The organism is Bradyrhizobium sp. SZCCHNGR1005, from assembly GCF_032489995.1.
GTDB lineage: Bacteria > Pseudomonadota > Alphaproteobacteria > Rhizobiales > Xanthobacteraceae > Bradyrhizobium.
The window spans coordinates 297,168-313,010 of record NZ_JAUEZC010000004.1 but is presented as its reverse complement, the minus strand read 5'-3'; the positions used below and the strand labels follow the sequence as shown (position 1 = coordinate 313,010).

Annotated in this window: 13 protein-coding genes and 1 tRNA gene; 8 read left to right on the top strand and 6 right to left on the bottom strand. The window is 63.4% G+C overall.

Going from position 1 to position 15,843, the window contains the following annotated elements; genetic code table 11:
* Window positions 1-117 precede the first annotated feature (117 nt).
* Window positions 118-1,944: a glutamine--fructose-6-phosphate transaminase (isomerizing) gene (gene glmS / locus QXZ85_RS19180; RefSeq protein WP_315704039.1), complete on the bottom strand. Its 1,827-nt coding sequence runs from the start codon at window positions 1,942-1,944 to the stop codon at window positions 118-120.
* 196 nt (window positions 1,945-2,140) lie between these two features.
* Here glmS and QXZ85_RS19175 point away from each other — a divergent pair, with 196 nt between their 5' ends.
* Window positions 2,141-2,359, top strand: a complete 219-nt coding sequence (locus QXZ85_RS19175) for a hypothetical protein (protein ID WP_315704040.1) — start codon at window positions 2,141-2,143, stop codon at window positions 2,357-2,359.
* 10 nt (window positions 2,360-2,369) lie between these two features.
* On the opposite strand, the gene glmU is transcribed toward QXZ85_RS19175, so the two are convergent.
* Window positions 2,370-3,731: a bifunctional UDP-N-acetylglucosamine diphosphorylase/glucosamine-1-phosphate N-acetyltransferase GlmU gene (gene glmU, locus QXZ85_RS19170; protein WP_315742199.1), complete on the bottom strand. Its 1,362-nt coding sequence runs from the start codon at window positions 3,729-3,731 to the stop codon at window positions 2,370-2,372.
* A gap of 135 nt (window positions 3,732-3,866) precedes the next feature.
* On the opposite strand from glmU, the gene QXZ85_RS19165 reads away from it, so the two are divergent.
* Together QXZ85_RS19165 and QXZ85_RS19160 are read left to right on the top strand one after the other, a co-directional pair.
* The gene (locus tag QXZ85_RS19165; RefSeq protein WP_315742200.1) at window positions 3,867-5,246 is read left to right on the top strand and encodes a hypothetical protein; all 1,380 of its coding nucleotides are present in this window, start codon (window positions 3,867-3,869) and stop codon (window positions 5,244-5,246) included.
* 106 nt (window positions 5,247-5,352) lie between these two features.
* Complete coding sequence (locus QXZ85_RS19160) at window positions 5,353-5,733, top strand: hypothetical protein (RefSeq protein ID WP_315704043.1); 381 nt, start codon at window positions 5,353-5,355, stop codon at window positions 5,731-5,733.
* On the opposite strand, the gene QXZ85_RS19155 is transcribed toward QXZ85_RS19160, so the two are convergent.
* On the bottom strand, window positions 5,693-7,315 hold the full coding sequence (locus tag QXZ85_RS19155; RefSeq protein ID WP_315764211.1) for a beta-(1-6) glucans synthase: 1,623 nt from the start codon (window positions 7,313-7,315) through the stop codon (window positions 5,693-5,695). The two genes, QXZ85_RS19160 and QXZ85_RS19155, sit on opposite strands and share 41 nt — an antisense overlap.
* Before the next feature lie 363 nt (window positions 7,316-7,678).
* On the opposite strand from QXZ85_RS19155, the gene QXZ85_RS19150 reads away from it, so the two are divergent.
* The 3 genes from QXZ85_RS19150 (at window position 7,679) to QXZ85_RS19140 (ending at window position 11,808) form a co-directional block, all read left to right on the top strand.
* On the top strand, window positions 7,679-8,272 hold the full coding sequence (locus QXZ85_RS19150; protein ID WP_315704045.1) for a beta-1-3, beta-1-6-glucan biosynthesis protein: 594 nt from the start codon (window positions 7,679-7,681) through the stop codon (window positions 8,270-8,272).
* A gap of 350 nt (window positions 8,273-8,622) precedes the next feature.
* Window positions 8,623-11,313: a glycosyltransferase gene (locus QXZ85_RS19145; RefSeq protein ID WP_315767915.1), complete on the top strand. Its 2,691-nt coding sequence runs from the start codon at window positions 8,623-8,625 to the stop codon at window positions 11,311-11,313.
* A 419-nt stretch (window positions 11,314-11,732) separates the two neighbouring features.
* A tRNA-Lys gene (locus QXZ85_RS19140) sits at window positions 11,733-11,808 on the top strand.
* Window positions 11,809-11,921: 113 nt separating this feature from the next.
* Here the strand turns inward: QXZ85_RS19140 and QXZ85_RS19135 are convergent.
* Window positions 11,922-12,767 carry a hypothetical protein gene (locus QXZ85_RS19135; RefSeq protein WP_315767830.1) on the bottom strand — a complete coding sequence of 282 codons (846 nt, stop codon included), beginning with the start codon at window positions 12,765-12,767 and terminating at the stop codon, window positions 11,922-11,924.
* A 238-nt stretch (window positions 12,768-13,005) separates the two neighbouring features.
* On the opposite strand from QXZ85_RS19135, the gene QXZ85_RS19130 reads away from it, so the two are divergent.
* Both QXZ85_RS19130 and QXZ85_RS19125 read left to right on the top strand, forming a co-directional pair.
* The gene (locus QXZ85_RS19130; protein WP_315704047.1) at window positions 13,006-13,467 is read left to right on the top strand and encodes a GNAT family N-acetyltransferase; all 462 of its coding nucleotides are present in this window, start codon (window positions 13,006-13,008) and stop codon (window positions 13,465-13,467) included.
* 442 nt (window positions 13,468-13,909) lie between these two features.
* Complete coding sequence (locus tag QXZ85_RS19125; protein ID WP_315704048.1) at window positions 13,910-14,077, top strand: hypothetical protein; 168 nt, start codon at window positions 13,910-13,912, stop codon at window positions 14,075-14,077.
* A 204-nt stretch (window positions 14,078-14,281) separates the two neighbouring features.
* On the opposite strand, the gene QXZ85_RS19120 is transcribed toward QXZ85_RS19125, so the two are convergent.
* Window positions 14,282-14,872: a hypothetical protein gene (locus tag QXZ85_RS19120; protein ID WP_315728942.1), complete on the bottom strand. Its 591-nt coding sequence runs from the start codon at window positions 14,870-14,872 to the stop codon at window positions 14,282-14,284.
* 308 nt (window positions 14,873-15,180) lie between these two features.
* Window positions 15,181-15,579 (bottom strand): hypothetical protein, encoded by a 399-nt coding sequence (locus QXZ85_RS19115; RefSeq protein WP_315764206.1) that lies wholly within the window; start codon window positions 15,577-15,579, stop codon window positions 15,181-15,183.
* Between the last annotated feature and the right edge of the window lie 264 nt (window positions 15,580-15,843).

Genomic DNA, 15,843 nt, shown 5'->3' with positions numbered 1-15,843 from the left:
CCCCCTTTCCGTCCTCGAATCGGCTTCTTTGCCGCTCGCGACCTTCGGACGCAGGCAACGGTCTGTCTTACGGATTCCGCTGATCCCAAGCCGCTTCGATCGGCAAGCAGATCGTGGCTATTCCACGGTCACCGATTTCGCGAGATTTCTGGGCTGGTCGACGTCCGTCCCCATGATCACGGCGGTGTGGTAGGCAAGAAGCTGCACCGGAATCGCGTAGACCATCGGCGTGAAGGTCGAGCCCATATCCGGCAAGGTGATCGTCACCAGCGAATCGACCGTCGCTTCGGCCGCCCCCTTCGCGTCCGTCATCAGGATGATGTTGCCGCCCCGGGCGGCGACCTCCTGCATGTTGGATACGGTCTTTTCGAATACGCGATCGTGCGGCGCGATCACCACGACCGGGATGTTCTCGTCGATCAGCGCGATCGGGCCGTGTTTGAGTTCGCCGGCGGCGTAGCCTTCGGCGTGAATGTAGGAGATTTCCTTCAGCTTCAGCGCCCCCTCCAGCGCCAGCGGGTACGATGTGCCGCGGCCGAGATAGAGCACGTCTGTCGATTTTGCGATGTCGCGGGCGAGGCGTTCGATCTGGGGCTCGATCGACAATGCCGCCGTCATCAGCCGCGGAATCTCGACCAGACTATGGACGAGCTTGGCCTCATCGGTCTCCGACAATTCGCCGCGGGCGCGGCCAGCCGCCACCGCGAGGGTCGCCAGCACCATCAGCTGGCAGGTGAATGCTTTTGTCGAGGCGACGCCGATTTCGGGACCAGCGAGCGTCGGCATCACGATCTCGCTTTCACGCGCGATCGTCGAGGTCGGAACGTTGACCACGGACAGCGTGTGCACGCCCTGTGCCTTGGCGTAGCGGAGCGCGGCCAAGGTGTCGGCGGTCTCGCCGGACTGGGAGATGAAGATCGCGAGGTCGCCCTTGCGCAATGGCGCTTCCCGATAGCGAAACTCGGAGGCGACATCGAGCTCGACCGGCAGTCTCGCGAAGCGTTCGAACCAGTATTTGGCGACATGGCCGGCATAACTCGCCGTGCCGCAGGCGGTGATCGAAATCCGCTGGATGTCCTTGAAGTCGAACGGCAAGGCGGCGGGGAGCGCGATGCGCTCGCTCGCCATGTCGATATAGCGCGCCAAGGTGTGGCCGACGACTTCCGGCTGCTCGTGGATCTCCTTGGCCATGAAGTGGCGGAAGTTCGCCTTGTCGACCAGGGAGGTCGCCGGACCGTGCTTGACGATCTCGCGACTGACGACGGCATTGTTGCGGTCGTAGATCGTCGCACCGTCGTGCGTCAGCACCGCCCAATCGCCGTCTTCCAGATAGCTGATGTTGTCCGTGAACGGACCCAGCGCGATCGCGTCCGAGCCCAGATACATCTCGCCTTTGCCATAGCCGACCGCAAGCGGCGGGCCATTGCGCGCGCCGATCATCAGATCGTCCTGGCCTGCGAAGATAAAGCCAAGCGCGAACGCGCCCTTCAGCTTGCCGAGCGTCTCCTTGACGGCATCGACCGGCGGCACGCCCTGGCCGAGCAGTTCGTCCACGAGATGCAAGACGATTTCGGTGTCGGTCTCGGTTGCGAACACCGTTCCCTTCTTCTGCAGGGCCTCGCGCAGCTCATGGAAATTCTCGATGATGCCGTTATGGACGACGGCGACGCGTTCGGTCGCATGCGGATGCGCGTTGGTCTCGGTCGGCTTGCCATGTGTGGCCCAGCGCGTGTGCCCGATCCCGGTGAAGCCCTTGAGCGGCTCGGCACGAAGCCGCGCTTCCAAATTCTTCAGCTTGCCTTCGGCGCGCCGACGTTCCAGGCGCCCGCCTTCGAGGGTCGCGACGCCAGCCGAGTCATAGCCCCGGTATTCGAGACGTTTGAGCGAATCGACCAGTTGCTCGGCGACCGGCCCGCGTCCCAAAATGCCGACAATCCCGCACATTCCGCGCCTTCCCCAATCGTCGAAAAGTTACTCAAAAGCCTCGGTTTCTCTTAACGAAATCCGATCACATTCAGGATTCAATAATTATTGCGGATTGCGACAGGGTTAAGTGGAAAGCCTAACCCGCCGAACCGCGCACGAGCCTTAACGCGCCATCAAGGCTTTGGGCAAACAATGCGGGCACGGAGGCTGTCCCATGACCGATCGCAAATGGCCTGACCCCAAAGGCACCAGCCCACTGCATGCACACGACACCGGCAGCCATCTCGCCCATTGGCCACCGCCGAGCATGGGCCGCGAGCTGAAGCCGATGGCCATCAAGCACAAGACCAGCGAGCCAATCAAGCATTCGACGCGGCGTGGGTGGCGCCTGACCCGGGCGATGTTCTCGGAGTTCGAGGACGGCGAGGATTAGACGCGGCCTCCTATTCCTTGGTCTTGGCCTTCTTTGCCTTCAATTTCACCTCGCGATAGCGCGTAGCGCCGCCTTCGCGAATGGTCTGTTGGCTGCGCTCGAGCGCCATCGCGTCGTCGGGAACGTCGCGCGTGATCACCGAGCCTGAGCCGATATAGGCGCCCGCACCGATCTTGATCGGCGCGACCAGCGATGAGTTCGTGCCGATGAAGGCACCCTTGCCGATCATGGTCTTGTGCTTGAGGAAGCCGTCATAGTTGCAGGTGATGGTGCCGGCGCCGATATTCGTATTGGCGCCGACCTCGGCATCTCCGATGTAGGAGAGGTGGTTGACCTTGACACCCTCCTCCAGAACAGCTGCTTTGGTCTCGACGAAATTGCCGATCCGCGCGCCATCGCCGAGCGAGGTGCCCGGCCGCATCCGCGCATATGGCCCGACCGAGGTGTTTCGGCCGATGCTAGACTGCACGACATGTGAGAAGGCGTGGATCACGGCACCATCGCCGATCGAGACGCCGGGGCCGATCACAACGAACGGTTCGATCGTCACATCCGTGCCGAACGTCGTATCGGCGGCGAGATACACCGTCTCCGGCGCGATCAAGGTGACGCCGGCATCCATGGCGGCACGGCGGAGTCGGGTCTGCATCACGCTCTCGGCCTCCGCAAGCTGCGCCTTGGTGTTCACGCCGCGCACTTCATCTTCCGAGGTTTCGATCACGACGGCATCGAGTCCCATCTCGCGCGCGATCGCGACCGCGTCGACCAGATAATATTCGCCCTTCTTGTTCGCATTGCCGATCTTGTCCAGGATCTCGAGCGCGCGTGCGCCGTCAAACGCCATCACGCCGGCATTGCACAGGGTGACCTTGCGCTCCTCGTCGCTCGCATCCGCATGCTCGCGGATCGCAACCAGGCGATCGCCGTTCAGCAGGAGACGCCCATAACCCGTCGGATCGGCCGCACGAAAGCCAAGCACCGCAAGGGCTGCACCTTGCGCCAGGGGGGCGCGCAGCCGTGCGAAGGTCTCCGCCGAGATCAAGGGCGTGTCGCCGAAGGCGATGAGCAGATCATCGGCCCCCCGCGCGATCGCTTCGCGCGCCGCGAGCACCGCATGCGCGGTGCCGAGCCGCTCGCGTTGAACGAAAATGTCGGCATCTCCGCGCAGTCGCTTGGCCTCTTGTGCGACGGCATCATGCCCAGGACCGATCACCACCGCCAATCGCGCGCCCGCGCCCTTCGGGGCGGCCGCGAGCACATGCGCCAGCAAGGTCTCGCCTGCGATCGGATGCAGCACTTTCGGCAGAGTTGTCCGCATCCGCGTCCCCTCGCCTGCCGCGAGCACAATTGTGAGACTGGATCGAGCGGTCATGAGACACCTTGTTGCGGGACACGGGATTTTGCGCCGTCTTAAAGCGGTTTTCTGTTCGCAGCAAACCGTACCGGCGAAGGCCACCGGTGCTTTTCCTGTTAATGTTCCGGCGTGATTCGGCAGGGCTGCAGGTGAATGGTAAAGGACTCCGACAAAAAGGCCGGTGCTCTCGGGGCTGACAAAACCGGCGGCACACTATCCGGACTGCTTGCCGAGGAGAATGCATTCGATCGCCGCACCTTGTGGCGGATCGGCTGGTGGGCTGCAGCGGCGCTTTGTGCTGTTGTGGTTGCCGTACTTGCCAACCAGGCGGCTCTCGGGTGGCGGCGCGACCGCGTTTCCGCAGCGGATATGGCGCGCCAGACGCAACTCATCCAGTCGCTGGCCCGTGACAGCCAAAGCGAGCAGCGGCAGCTCGCTTCCGCGATCGAAACCCTGAACAACGATCGCGATCGGCTCTATGCGCGAGTCACCGTGCTGGAGCAGAGCCTGGATTCCGTTACCGGCGCGCTCGCCAAGCAGAGTTCCGGCCCGGCGGCGGCTCCGATTCTCGGCAAGACGTCGCAAGCCGTGGTGGCATCTGCCGAGCCACAGCCGGCGGCGAGTCCTCCCCCTGTACAGGCGGCCTTATCGGCGTCGGCTGCCGCGAGCGGTCCGACCGTGGCAAACGTGATCGGCGCGCCGACGGTGGCGCCTGTCGCTTCGGGCGCGCCCGGCGTTTCTGAGCCTCTTCGCGCCGAGGGCGGCAAGCCCGGCGCCGGTTCAGTCCAGGCCGCTCACGCACAGATGCCTGCCGGCTCTTCCCCAGGACCGAACCAAGCTGGTTCAAATGTACCGACGACATCGGCCGCAGCCTCATTGTTCGCGGCCAAGTCGGCGCCTGCCCCGTCCGATTCGGCGGCCGGCAAGCCGGCCGGGCCGGACAAGCTGGCGAATGTCGAGCCGGCCCCTGCAGCCGATGCCGAGAACACCAAGCCGACAGACGCAGCCGACACCAATGCTGGCGCGACCCCCGTGCAGAAGACCGAATTCGCGGTCGATCTCGGCACGGCCAATTCGCTGAACGGCCTGCGTGCGCTGTGGCGCGGTCTCTCCAAGAGCCACAAGGAGCTTGCGGCGCTCCGTCCGATCATCATCGTGAAGGAAGGCAACAGCGGCCTCGGGATGCAGCTCCGGCTCGGCGCCGGGCCGCTCGCCGACGCTGCGGCGGCCGCGAGGATCTGCGCCAATCTTGCAGAAAGCCAGCGGGCTTGTGAAACCACCGTCTATGACGGCCAGCGCCTCGCCATTCGCAGCGATGACGCCAACCAGCCCGATGCCGCCAAGCCGGCCGCCGCGTCGACAGCCACGAAGCCGGTTTACCCGCAGCGGCGTCGCGCAGCCCCGCCGCCGCCACCGCAGCAGCATCACGGTGCAGCACGCGAGGAGCCGCCCCCGCCGGCGCCGCCGCCTCCTGCCGCCGCCCCGCCGCCGGCGGAATCATCGACGCTGTCGTCCTTCTTCCGGCGTTCCTGATCACGATTAGTGCCGGCATTTCAAGGATCTCGGCCGGATTGCGGATGCAGTCCGGCAAGTCCTTTCGGCCCTTGTCCACGCCACCTTTCCGCAGCATAGTCCGCGCATGAAGAAGACCCCGTTCCGCCTCACGCCCTATCAGGTGCAATGGCTCCTGATCGTCGGTTTCGCCACCGTCGGCTACGCGCTCTATCTGCGCTATCTCGCGATCGAGTTCTCCACTGTCGCACTCGCCTGCGACGCAGGCTTGCAGACCACGATCTGCAAGGCGCGGCTGGTGGCGACTGCGCTGTTCAAGAGTTCGGTGTTCGGCGGAACGGCGCTGGTGATCGCGATCCTGCACGTGATGCGGCCGTCGATCGTGCTCCTGACCGGCGGCGTGATCGCGGCCGGCCTCGGAATCGTGCTCTACAATATCGTGCTGTCCGGCCTTGCGATCGGCTTGCTCATTCTGGGCTTTGCGCGGCCCGCGCCCGCCACAGCGTAAAGGCAAGCACGAGGTAGGCCGCACAGGTCCACAGCGCCTGCCAGTTCTCCCGGCCCTCGTTGAACAGGATATAGATCGCGGACGCCGCGAGCAGTCCGGCAAAGGTCGCCTCGGCGATCGGTCGTGGCCCTTGCACGGGGCGATTGCCGAGCAGCAGCGCGAACGGGACCACCGCCATGGTCAGGCTGGCGAACGGAAAGTCGCGGTAGCGCGGGTCGAACACGAAACCGAGCGCGGTTTCTGCCGCGATCAGCACGGTGACGACCAGCATCAGGCCAAGCAGATAGGTCGCCAGCGTATGCTTGCGCCCGTCGGCCGGACCCAGCAAGTCGAGGAAGGTCGGCAGCGGCCGGCCGGCCATGGCGGCATTCGCACCGAACAGCGGCGCCAACACCCCGGCCGCCAGCAGCGCGCCCCAGTGCACCCAGCCGCCGACGCCAAGGCTCTCGTAGAACATCTTGTCCGCCGCGATCCCGAACAGGATGCCGGTCGAGGTTGCCGAGACCGCAACGCCCAGCCAGGCCGACCAATGCGGAGCCCAAGGCCTGCCGCGGACGGTGAGCCAGCCAACCAGGAAGACGGCAAAACTCAAGATCATCCCGCCGCCCATCTGCAACTTCCAGAGCGGATAATTGCTGACGGGCTCTCCGGGCGGATATTTCAAGACCCGTTTGGCGGCGTCGAAGAGGCCCCAATAGCCGCCGACCGTGCCCTCGAGCTGGCGTTTCCAGGGCTGGTCATAGGCCTCGATCAGGTTGACCCGGAAATTCTCGCGCTTGGCGAGGTCGAGGATCTCCGAGACGATACGGGCCTGGTTGGCGCGCGACGGCAGCGCACCTTCGCGCATCCGTCCCTCGCTCGGCCAGCCGGTCTCTCCGATCAGGATCTCCTTGTTCGGAAACGCGACCGCGACCTGTCGTCTGATGGCATCGACATGGACTGCCGCGAACTTGGCGCGGACCGGAAAATCCTCCCAGTAAGGCAGGATGTGGACCGTGACGAAATCCACGAGGTCGTACAGTTCGCGGTTGCGCAGCCAATATTCCCAGACATCGGCATAGGTGACGGGAACGGTGACCTGCGCCTTCACGCTGCGGATGATCGCGGCGAGGTCGGCGGTGGTCATTTCCCCCCGCAGCAGGACCTCATTGCCGACCACCACGGCGGTGATGACCTGCGGATAATGCTTCACCAGGCTGACCGCCACCGCGATCTGCTCCTGGTTCTTGAGCTTGTTGCTGCCGAGCCAGATGCCCTGGATGACCTTGATGCCGACCTTGGCTGCAATCGCCGGCACCTGGTCGAGACCGTTCTCGATCGAATAGGTGCGGACGCATTCTGAAATCTTGGCGAGTTGCGTCAGATCCTGCTCGATCTGATCGGCGTCGATATAGGTGGTCGGATCCAGCGGGGTCTGCGCGCCACGGAACGGGGCATAGGACACGCATTGCAGCTTGGCGGCGGGTTCGATCGGGGCGCGCGCGAGCTTGATGGGCGTGGCCAGCCACCACCACATGGCAGCGATTGCACCCAGCGATATGAGCAGAAGCGCCAGCGGTGTGCGAAGAGATTTCAGTTCCATTCTCCAGCCAGGGGACCGGTGCTTACCCGGTTGCTGGCCGTCTGCCAAGACCTGGTGCCAAGACCTGGTGCCAGGACCTAGTGCCCGGACCTGGTGCTGGAGACGCACCTGCGGCGTTCGGTCCCGCCGCCCGGGCCGCGCCTTTACGATGCGGCGAGGATGCGCCGATTAGGCTGTGGCATTGCTGGACAAAATCCGCGATTCCGGTCATTGGCATTCGGCAAGCGGTCGCTTCGCAATGCCATCCTTGAGGAACGATATGCGGCAGTCGGAATCAACCACCCGCCGCATTCGGGACCCATTTGATCGGCATCAACACTGCGGCCGCAGCGGGACGGCATGAAGGCAACTATCGGGGAATTTATGGGTCGACGCGTGCTTCAGTTCAAGGTTTCGATCGTGCGCCATCTCGCCGCCGCCGGGCTCGTCCTGCTGATGGGAAGCCAGGCGAGCATCGCCCAGAGCGGCGGTGACAATCATGGCCAGGATCAAAACAAGCAGCAGGCCGCCAATCCGGCAGACCTCTCGAAGGAGAATCAGCGCAAGGTCGACGAGTTCGCGGAAGCGGCCCAGGCGCTCAACGGCGGCCCCGCCGGCAATCCCGAATGCGTCTGGCTCGGCCGTCGCGTCGTCCAGCTGATGTATAATGACGACCTCGATACCGCATTTCGCCATCTCGACCTGTACGACCGGTTCGGCTGCCCGGGCGGTCACGTCCAGGCCGCGTTCCGCTGCCTGACGCGCTTCATCGCGCAGATCGACCCGAAGGTGCAGAACTCGCTGAGCAACCACGTCCACACCTGCTGGATCAATCCGGACGCGCGACCACAAGTCGCAGCCGCGCCGACCCCGGCTCCGCAGACAACGCCGGCTCCGCAGGCGGTGTCCCCAGGCGCAGGCGCTGCGGCACAGCCGCCGGCGCCGCAGGGGCAACCCTCCCCGCCACCGGCGAAATAGCGGGCTCGGCGGCGTATGCGCCGCGCCCATAGGAGCAAGGGCAATTCGGCGGGTTAGCGTCGCAGTATTGTTCTTGAAATCGCGGGCGTGCTGGTCGAACCTCGCGCCGCGGTTCAGGTCCTGTTCAGCGTTTGAGCGGTAGCGGTCTTGGGGTCATGATGCTCTCGGAACACGTTAGCGCTCACAGAACGTGCCTGAGCCGGAACCGCACGAGACGAGTAGGTTTCTGGTGTCCTTTCCCAATCGACGTTCGCTGACGGGTTTGCCAGGCGATCGCACCCGCGGGGTGGGACAGCAGCGGACAGTTTCGCTTCGTCCTGTCACCTGACCCCGGAATGGTTGCTTCATCGATGCGCGCGATCGTCGCCGTCCTGCTGTTCGTCACTGCAGCTCATGCCGCGTTGTGGGGATTGTTGCAGGAAAAGCAGCAGGCCCCCGACTTCACCGGCCTGCTGCAAAGCATGTCATACGATCCGCACGAAGGGACCGGGTCACCCACGATCGACACGGTTGCGCCGCCGGAACGCATTCGGGAGGACATGAAGAAGCTGGCCACAATGACGCGCGCGATCCGGCTTTACACCTCGACCGGCGGCGTTGAAGTGGTGCCGCCGCTCGCGGCTGAGGCTGGGCTGAAGGTCATGCTCGGCGTCTGGATCGACAAGGATGCCGATCGCAACGAGCGGGAGATCCAGTCCGCGATCAATCTCGCCCGCCACAACAGCAATGTAATCGGCATCGTGGTCGGCAACGAGACCATCCTCACGGCGACGCAGAAGGTCGATGAGCTGATCGAGAAGATCAAGCGTGTAAAGAAATCGGTTAACGTGCCCGTGACCACCGGCGATGTCTGGAACACATGGCGCGACAATCCCGAACTCGCCTCCAATGTCGATTTTATCGCCGCGCATGTGCTGCCCTATTGGGAGTTCTTCACCGACGATCAGGCCGTCGATCAGGCGGTGGACCGCTATCAGCTCCTGAAAAAGCAGTTCCCCGGCAAGCGCATCATGATCGCCGAATTCGGCTGGCCAAGCCAGGGTTACAACCGTAGCGGCGACAACCGTGGTCCCGCCGTGCCGGGTCCGTTTCGACAGGCAAAGGTTCTGCGCAACTTCCTGGCCCAGGCCTCGGCCATCGGCATGGAATACAACATCGTCGAGGCGATCGATCAGCCCTGGAAATATTTCGAGGGTGGCGTCGGGCCGTATTGGGGTGTGCTCAACGCGGCGCGCGAGCCGAAATTCTCCTGGACCGGGCCGATCGTGAATCCCGACTATTGGAAGCTCGCAACCATTGCGCTGCTCGTCGGCGTGCTGCTGTCGCTACCGATCCTGCGGATCGTGCGCGCGACAATGCCGCAGGCCTTCGTGCTGGCTGTTGCCGCGCATGCCGTCGGCGCCTGGGTCTCCACGATCTTCGCCTATTGGGCGGTGCATTACTTCGTCTGGGGATCGGCCTTCGCGCTGACCCTCGGCCTCACGTTGCTGGTGCCGTTGATCCTGATCGCAATGGCGCGGATCGAGGAGATCGCGGCGGTTGCCTTCGGCCATCCGCCGCGCCGGTTGCTGACCAAGGACAAGGTCGCCGAGAACACCAAGGCCGCGCCGGAAGGCTATTGTCCGAAGGTCTCGATCCACGTCCCGGCCTATTTCGAGCCGCCGGAGATGCTGAAGCAGACGCTCGATGCGCTGGCGCAGCTCGATTATCCGAACTACGAATGCGTGATCATCATCAACAACACGCCTGATCCCGCGTTCTGGCAGCCGATCCAGGATCACTGCCGCATGCTCGGCGAGCGCTTCGTGTTCATCAATGCCGAGAAGGTCAAGGGCTTCAAGGCCGGCGCGCTGCGCATCGCGATGGACCGCACTGCGGCCGATGCGGAGATCATCGGCATCATCGACGCCGACTATGTTGTCGAGAAGAACTGGCTGAAGGACCTGGTGCCGGCATTTGCCGATCCATCGGTCGGCCTGGTGCAGGCGCCGCAGGAGCATCGCGACGAAGACCTGTCGCTGATGCACTACATCATGAACGGCGAATATGCCGGCTTCTTCGACATCGGCATGGTCCAGCGCAACGAGGCGAACGCGATCATCGTGCATGGCACGATGTGCCTGATCCGCCGTGCGGCGATGGACATGGCCGGCGGCTGGTCGAGCGACACGATCTGCGAGGACACCGATCTTGGCCTTGCCATCCAGGAGCTCGGCTGGACTACCCATTACACCAGCACCCGCTATGGCAGCGGCGTGCTGCCCGACACCTATGAAGCCTTCAAGAAGCAGCGCCACCGCTGGGCCTATGGCGGCTTCCAGATCGTCAAGAAGCACTGGCGGCGTTTCCTGCCGGGTAAGACCCGGCTCTCCCGCGACCAGAAGCGCGAGTTTCTGCTCGGCTGGCTGAACTGGCTCGGCGCCGAAAGCCTCGGCGTGGTGGTCGCGATCCTCAACCTCATCTGGGTGCCGATCGTCGCATTCGCCGGCATCGCCATTCCCGACAAGATCCTGACCATCCCGATCATCGCCGCCTTCGTGGTCTCGCTCGCCCACTTTCTCATCCTGTACCGGCTGCGGGTCAGGATCGGGCCGTGGCAGATGCTGGGAGCGATGGTGGCAGCGATGAGCGTGCAATGGACGGTCTCCCGCGCGGTGGCGCAGGGCCTCATCACCGAGCACATCGCCTTCGCCCGGACCTCCAAGGGCGGGCTGTCGCGGATGTCGATCGAGTTCCAGGCGTTCTGGGAGGCCGTGATCGGCGCCCTGCTCCTGATCGGCGCCGGCATCCTGATCGGCACCAACACCTACCAGATCACCGAGCTCTACATCTTCGCGGCCGTCCTGATCTTGGAGAGCCTGCCGTTCCTGTCGGCGGTAGCGATCGCGGTCCTGGAGATGTCGCGGCTCAATTCCTTCGAATTCTGGCGCTACAGCGCGGTGCGCACCGCCGAATTGATCGGCCTGCGCCCGGTCTATGTGCCGGAGCTCGCCGCCCTGGTCGCGCAGAAGCCGGCGGGCAAGGTCGCCGAGAAGGTCTAAGCCGTGCCGCCCTGATGCGCTCGGCCGTCCACGGCCGGGGCCGCTCCCCTGAATCGCGCGACGCCGGCCAGACTACCCTGCCCTGGAGGGGAGGGTTCGGCTGCCCTCGCTCGCGATGAGAGCTGGGTGGGGTGAGCTTCGACACGGAGCGCTGAGAATATGGGCCGTTGCCGCGCTCGTTCGCACCCGCGGCTCACAGGGGAGCCCTTCAACTGCCCCTGTGGTTTGCCCGCGAGCCCTATTGACCGAAACCGCCCTGCCCCCTACACAGCGCGTGCGAACGGCCGTGACCGGCTTTGGGCGCGGCTGGTGCCGTTCCCGCAAGGAGCCGCTGAACCGCCGGAGCACCGCCGACGTTGAGATGGCGGACTGCAGACGACCGGGCCCGACGACCTCACCGTCGGTCTAGCCTTGGGAGCGAGCGCGTAGCTCAGCCGGTAGAGCACGTGACTTTTAATCACGGGGTCCTGGGTTCGAGCCCCAGCGCGCTCACCAACCAAAGTCCATAAAACCTCTCACGTCGCTCGGTCGTTAACCCAGGGTGCAAACCGACCGCAACAAATAGCGGCAGATGTCCCGCCATCGCGCCTTCGATCGCCGGATCCGCTTCATCGGCCGTTTGACGTGAAGAACCGACCCAACCGATTTACAAACGGAATGGTGCGATTGCCGCCCTTCCGGTAACGCCTCAACATCTTCCGGTCGGCAACGGAGTGGGCCGTCGCGATCTCGAGGGAGACGCGGAACGGCGCGTCGATTGTCTTGCGCAGAATGACATGGATGTTCAGCGCAGGGATGCGATTGTTTCCATTCAAGTGACCGGCTGGCTTCAATAGCGTCTCGCCGTCCAGCGATGGCAGGCCGAGTTCGTCGATCCTGCTTTCGCCCGCGTGCGTTACGATCATCTGCTCGATCGTATAGGCGTTCGCGGCCGCCAATTCCCGGAAGAACAAGGGCGTATAGCAGAAATATCCGTGATCGAGATACCCGCTGGCCGGCAGCTGATGGTAGACGACCCCATCCACCTTCAAGGCATCGTGGATGACTTCAAAGCAGTTCCACTGGTTGAAGATGTGCTCGGTTGTCCCGAAATTGAAAACGACATCGTAGCGTCCGCGAAGCGCGTCCGGCAGCACATCGAAGTTCAAATCCAGGATGTGCGTGTTCTTCAGGCCAGGACACACGTCGATGGACGCATATTCGATATTGGCCAGGTCGGTGATTTCCGACAGCATGGTGGTCCGCTCACCCGGACGCGGCGTCGAGAAATAGACGAGGCGCTCTACGGTTGCCGTGTCCGAGGCTGACACGCCCTGCCGCTCGACGATTTCCCTGATCTGTTCCGGCCGTGCGAAATAGATGGTCTGGGGACCGATATCCAGAATCCTATTCCTGGCCGGCGACAAATATCCCTGTCGCTGCAAGTAGATAGGAGCATCCAAATTCATGCCCATGAGAGCCCACCCGAAACAGATAGAAACAAAATCTCTTAACACCCTCCAGACGCAACTCGCAATCATTGCTTTATGACAGAAATACAATTGTAGGTCGGATTCAAAAACTGGATGTTGGATTCGTTCTTAAATATCTTCTTCGCGGCTGCACGCGCTTTGTGCGCGCCAGATTGTCATTGACATCGCTTCCTGGGCGACCGAGACGAATGCGACTGTGCGGGAGGGAGAGAGGGATCAAATGACGGACGTTCAGACCTTCGTCGTGGCGCCAGGCACCCCTGAGCTGGCGATCTGCGCGCGATGGCGTGCAAACGCCTTCTCAGTGCTCGAAGCGACCTTCGAGCAGGAGTTGAGGTCGCTGGAGCTGTTTGCTTCGGATCAGAGCCACGGTGTCGCGCTGGGGGCGAAGGCCGATGGTGAGCTGATAGGAACTTGCCTCCTGGTCGAGTCCGAGATCGAGCCGAACCACGATGTCGCGCCATGGCTTGCAGGCCTGTTTGTCGTCCCGGAGCATCGGCGCAAGGGTGCGGGCGCTGTGTTGGTTCGGGCGATCGAGGATCAAGCGCGACAGCGCGGCTTTCCGCGGCTGCATCTCTACACCACGGAGGCAGCCGGATTCTATGCGCGGCTCGGTTGGTCGCTCGCCGATCGCACCAACTGGAAAGGCCGGGACACCGCTTTCATGGTCCGCGATCTCTAACTTCCGCGAGGGCCAGTGAACCGTGTCGGGTGACGCAATCGAGATTGTCGGGGACGCGCGAGCGGATGCGGTCCAATGCAGGCAGCCGTTCGGGAATATCGCTTGCCGTTTGAAACGCTTGCGACGGACATGATCTCGCGGGAGCGCAGCCAAACAGACACCTGCGCTCCGGACCGGTCTCCTACACATATGCATCGAACGATCTCCGGGACGCTCCACCGCTTCGCCCGTAGATCGTGACAGATCATGTCGGATCTCATCGCGAGCCCTTGGATTCGAACCCAGCGTCCTCATTCAACTTAACAATCACTTACGTCCTGAAACGAGATCGTCCCGAAAATACCCTGTCGGCAGCGTGTCTCCAGAGGCGTGTCGCGCGCGATTGCTTGCACAGGGCTGGCAGCGGCGGGGCACGCCATCTGCGTGATCTCGGAGCTTGTCGATGCAATCACAGACCAGGACGAAAAGCCGCACCGTGTTGCTCGTGCTGCTCGTGATGCTGGCCCCGCTCTGCCTCGCCGCGGCGATCGTCTGGTCGCCACGGTGTTCGAGCAGTCCGTCGGCGCAAATCGGGGGCGCGATGTTGGTGGCCGGATGCGAACAGCGGTGAGACGCGAAACTGACGCTGCAGCAGCGGCGAGGCTAGTGCGGCGCTCCCCGCAGTCGGGGTTGCCGCGTGACAGCTCGTTTTATCAGTTGAGGCTGGGCATAGCGGAAGGAAGCACAGCGAGGAGTCGCTGAATGATGCCATCTGCCTCAACTAATGAGTACCGAGCACTGTGCGCGATGCGCCTGTTCGCGCACGCTCGGCCAACTACGCGATCGCCCGCGGTCGCCACCAATCATTGATCAGATCCTCGCGCATGCGAGCATGATCCAGAAGGTCGGGACGATAGTCCCTTGGAAGGGCGGCTTCCAACCGGCTCAGGGAACGTGACGCCTCGATCGCATCGTTCTTGTCGGCAAACCGGCGGGCATCGATCAGCCGGACGTTCGGCATCATGTGCTGAAAACCGAAATTGGCGAGGCCTCCCAGTTGCAGCATTTCGACGAGAGAAAGGTCGAGCCGGATTCGGCCTTCTGCGGGAGCCTTACGTCTAACGCCTGCGGCATGGCCCTTGACCCAGCAGGCGTCTCCCAAGGCCGCCCCCAAAGCCCACAGCCGCGCGTGGATGGTGTCGGGAGGCAGATCCTGCCGTCGCGCGGCATCGTCCAGGACAATCTTCAACGCGACTTCGGCCTTCGCCAGATCGCTGGGGATCGCACCTTGATCGAGCTGCGATGTCATCCCCAATCGAATCTGCTGCGCAGCCTCGCGCATCCCTTGGATGCGTCCCCTCTCGTAATAGGAACGTCCAATCGACCAACTGCACCAGGCCAACATGACAGTCAGCCCGAGCGGCACCCAAAGCAGCCAATCCACGGCCCCACCCCGATCCTGAATATGCCCCCCATCGTCAAAAATAGCTCGGGCGCGTTAAGAACCCGTGCAAAGGCTAACCCAAACTTCACCATACCGTTGCGACGTCGGGACGAGTTGGCCCCATCACATGGCGTCAGGAGAACGATTGCAGGGGTGAACGTAATGGCGACGCCAGCAGCTCCGCTGCGCTCTCGTCGATGCGACCGATCGCCGTGCCGGCTCGGCGCTCATGGGGGCAGTGTGGCGAGATCAGACGCGAGACAAGGTCCGGCGCAATCGAGCCGATCTTGCTACCTTGAGGGTGGTTTCGGCAGCCGGTCGGGATCGAATTTGACGGGGGCCCACTCCCGCCGCGGCTCGGGCTCCTCGCCCTGCGATCGCATCAGCGTCGCCTCGAAGGGCATGCCGGGCACTTCGTCCGCCGCGCCGGTGCAGACAGCCAGTGTGTCCTTGCAGTGTCCGGTGAGCCGCAGGGTCAGGTCATCAACACCGAACACGGTTCGATGGCCCGGCGTATGGCGCTTGGTTCGGATGACCGCGGTGAAGCGTTCGCCGTCGGTCTCATAGGATCCGGCATAGGTCAGGATGCTGTCGCGACCCGAGATCCTGCCGGTATCGAGATGCACAGTGCCGGTTCCCTCACCGGCAGGCGTCTTGAACCAAGCGGCATAGTCGCCGTCTTTCAACATTCGCTTCGCTTCCGTGTTCTATCGAACGGGACCTTGCCAGACGCCGATTAATGCGTCCTGAACCAAGATGATGAGCGACACTGCAGCTATCCTCCACATGTTGCATGGCAGGTCTGTCGCCGTCCGCGCGATGTCAGGACACGGGCGGCTTTCGAGCGTTGAACTCGCAGCCCGCTCTGATGCTGCCTTGAGCGCGGGTCGACAACTCCCATTCGCGACGATGTGACGGGTTATGACGTCCCCTTGAGGATTGGAGCACCGCGG

Excerpts from the sequence above, each read along its gene's own strand:
- glmS (WP_315704039.1), bottom strand. The coding sequence starts at position 1,944 with ATGTGCGGGATTGTCGGCATTTTGGGACGCGGGCCGGTCGCCGAGCAA.
- QXZ85_RS19175 (WP_315704040.1), top strand. The coding sequence starts at position 2,141 with ATGACCGATCGCAAATGGCCTGACCCCAAAGGCACCAGCCCACTGCAT.
- glmU (WP_315742199.1), bottom strand. The coding sequence starts at position 3,731 with ATGACCGCTCGATCCAGTCTCACAATTGTGCTCGCGGCAGGCGAGGGG.
- QXZ85_RS19165 (WP_315742200.1), top strand. The coding sequence starts at position 3,867 with ATGGTAAAGGACTCCGACAAAAAGGCCGGTGCTCTCGGGGCTGACAAA.
- QXZ85_RS19160 (WP_315704043.1), top strand. The coding sequence starts at position 5,353 with ATGAAGAAGACCCCGTTCCGCCTCACGCCCTATCAGGTGCAATGGCTC.
- QXZ85_RS19155 (WP_315764211.1), bottom strand. The coding sequence starts at position 7,315 with ATGGAACTGAAATCTCTTCGCACACCGCTGGCGCTTCTGCTCATATCG.
- QXZ85_RS19150 (WP_315704045.1), top strand. The coding sequence starts at position 7,679 with ATGGGTCGACGCGTGCTTCAGTTCAAGGTTTCGATCGTGCGCCATCTC.
- QXZ85_RS19145 (WP_315767915.1), top strand. The coding sequence starts at position 8,623 with ATGCGCGCGATCGTCGCCGTCCTGCTGTTCGTCACTGCAGCTCATGCC.
- QXZ85_RS19135 (WP_315767830.1), bottom strand. The coding sequence starts at position 12,767 with ATGGGCATGAATTTGGATGCTCCTATCTACTTGCAGCGACAGGGATAT.
- QXZ85_RS19130 (WP_315704047.1), top strand. The coding sequence starts at position 13,006 with ATGACGGACGTTCAGACCTTCGTCGTGGCGCCAGGCACCCCTGAGCTG.
- QXZ85_RS19125 (WP_315704048.1), top strand. The coding sequence starts at position 13,910 with ATGCAATCACAGACCAGGACGAAAAGCCGCACCGTGTTGCTCGTGCTG.
- QXZ85_RS19115 (WP_315764206.1), bottom strand. The coding sequence starts at position 15,579 with ATGTTGAAAGACGGCGACTATGCCGCTTGGTTCAAGACGCCTGCCGGT.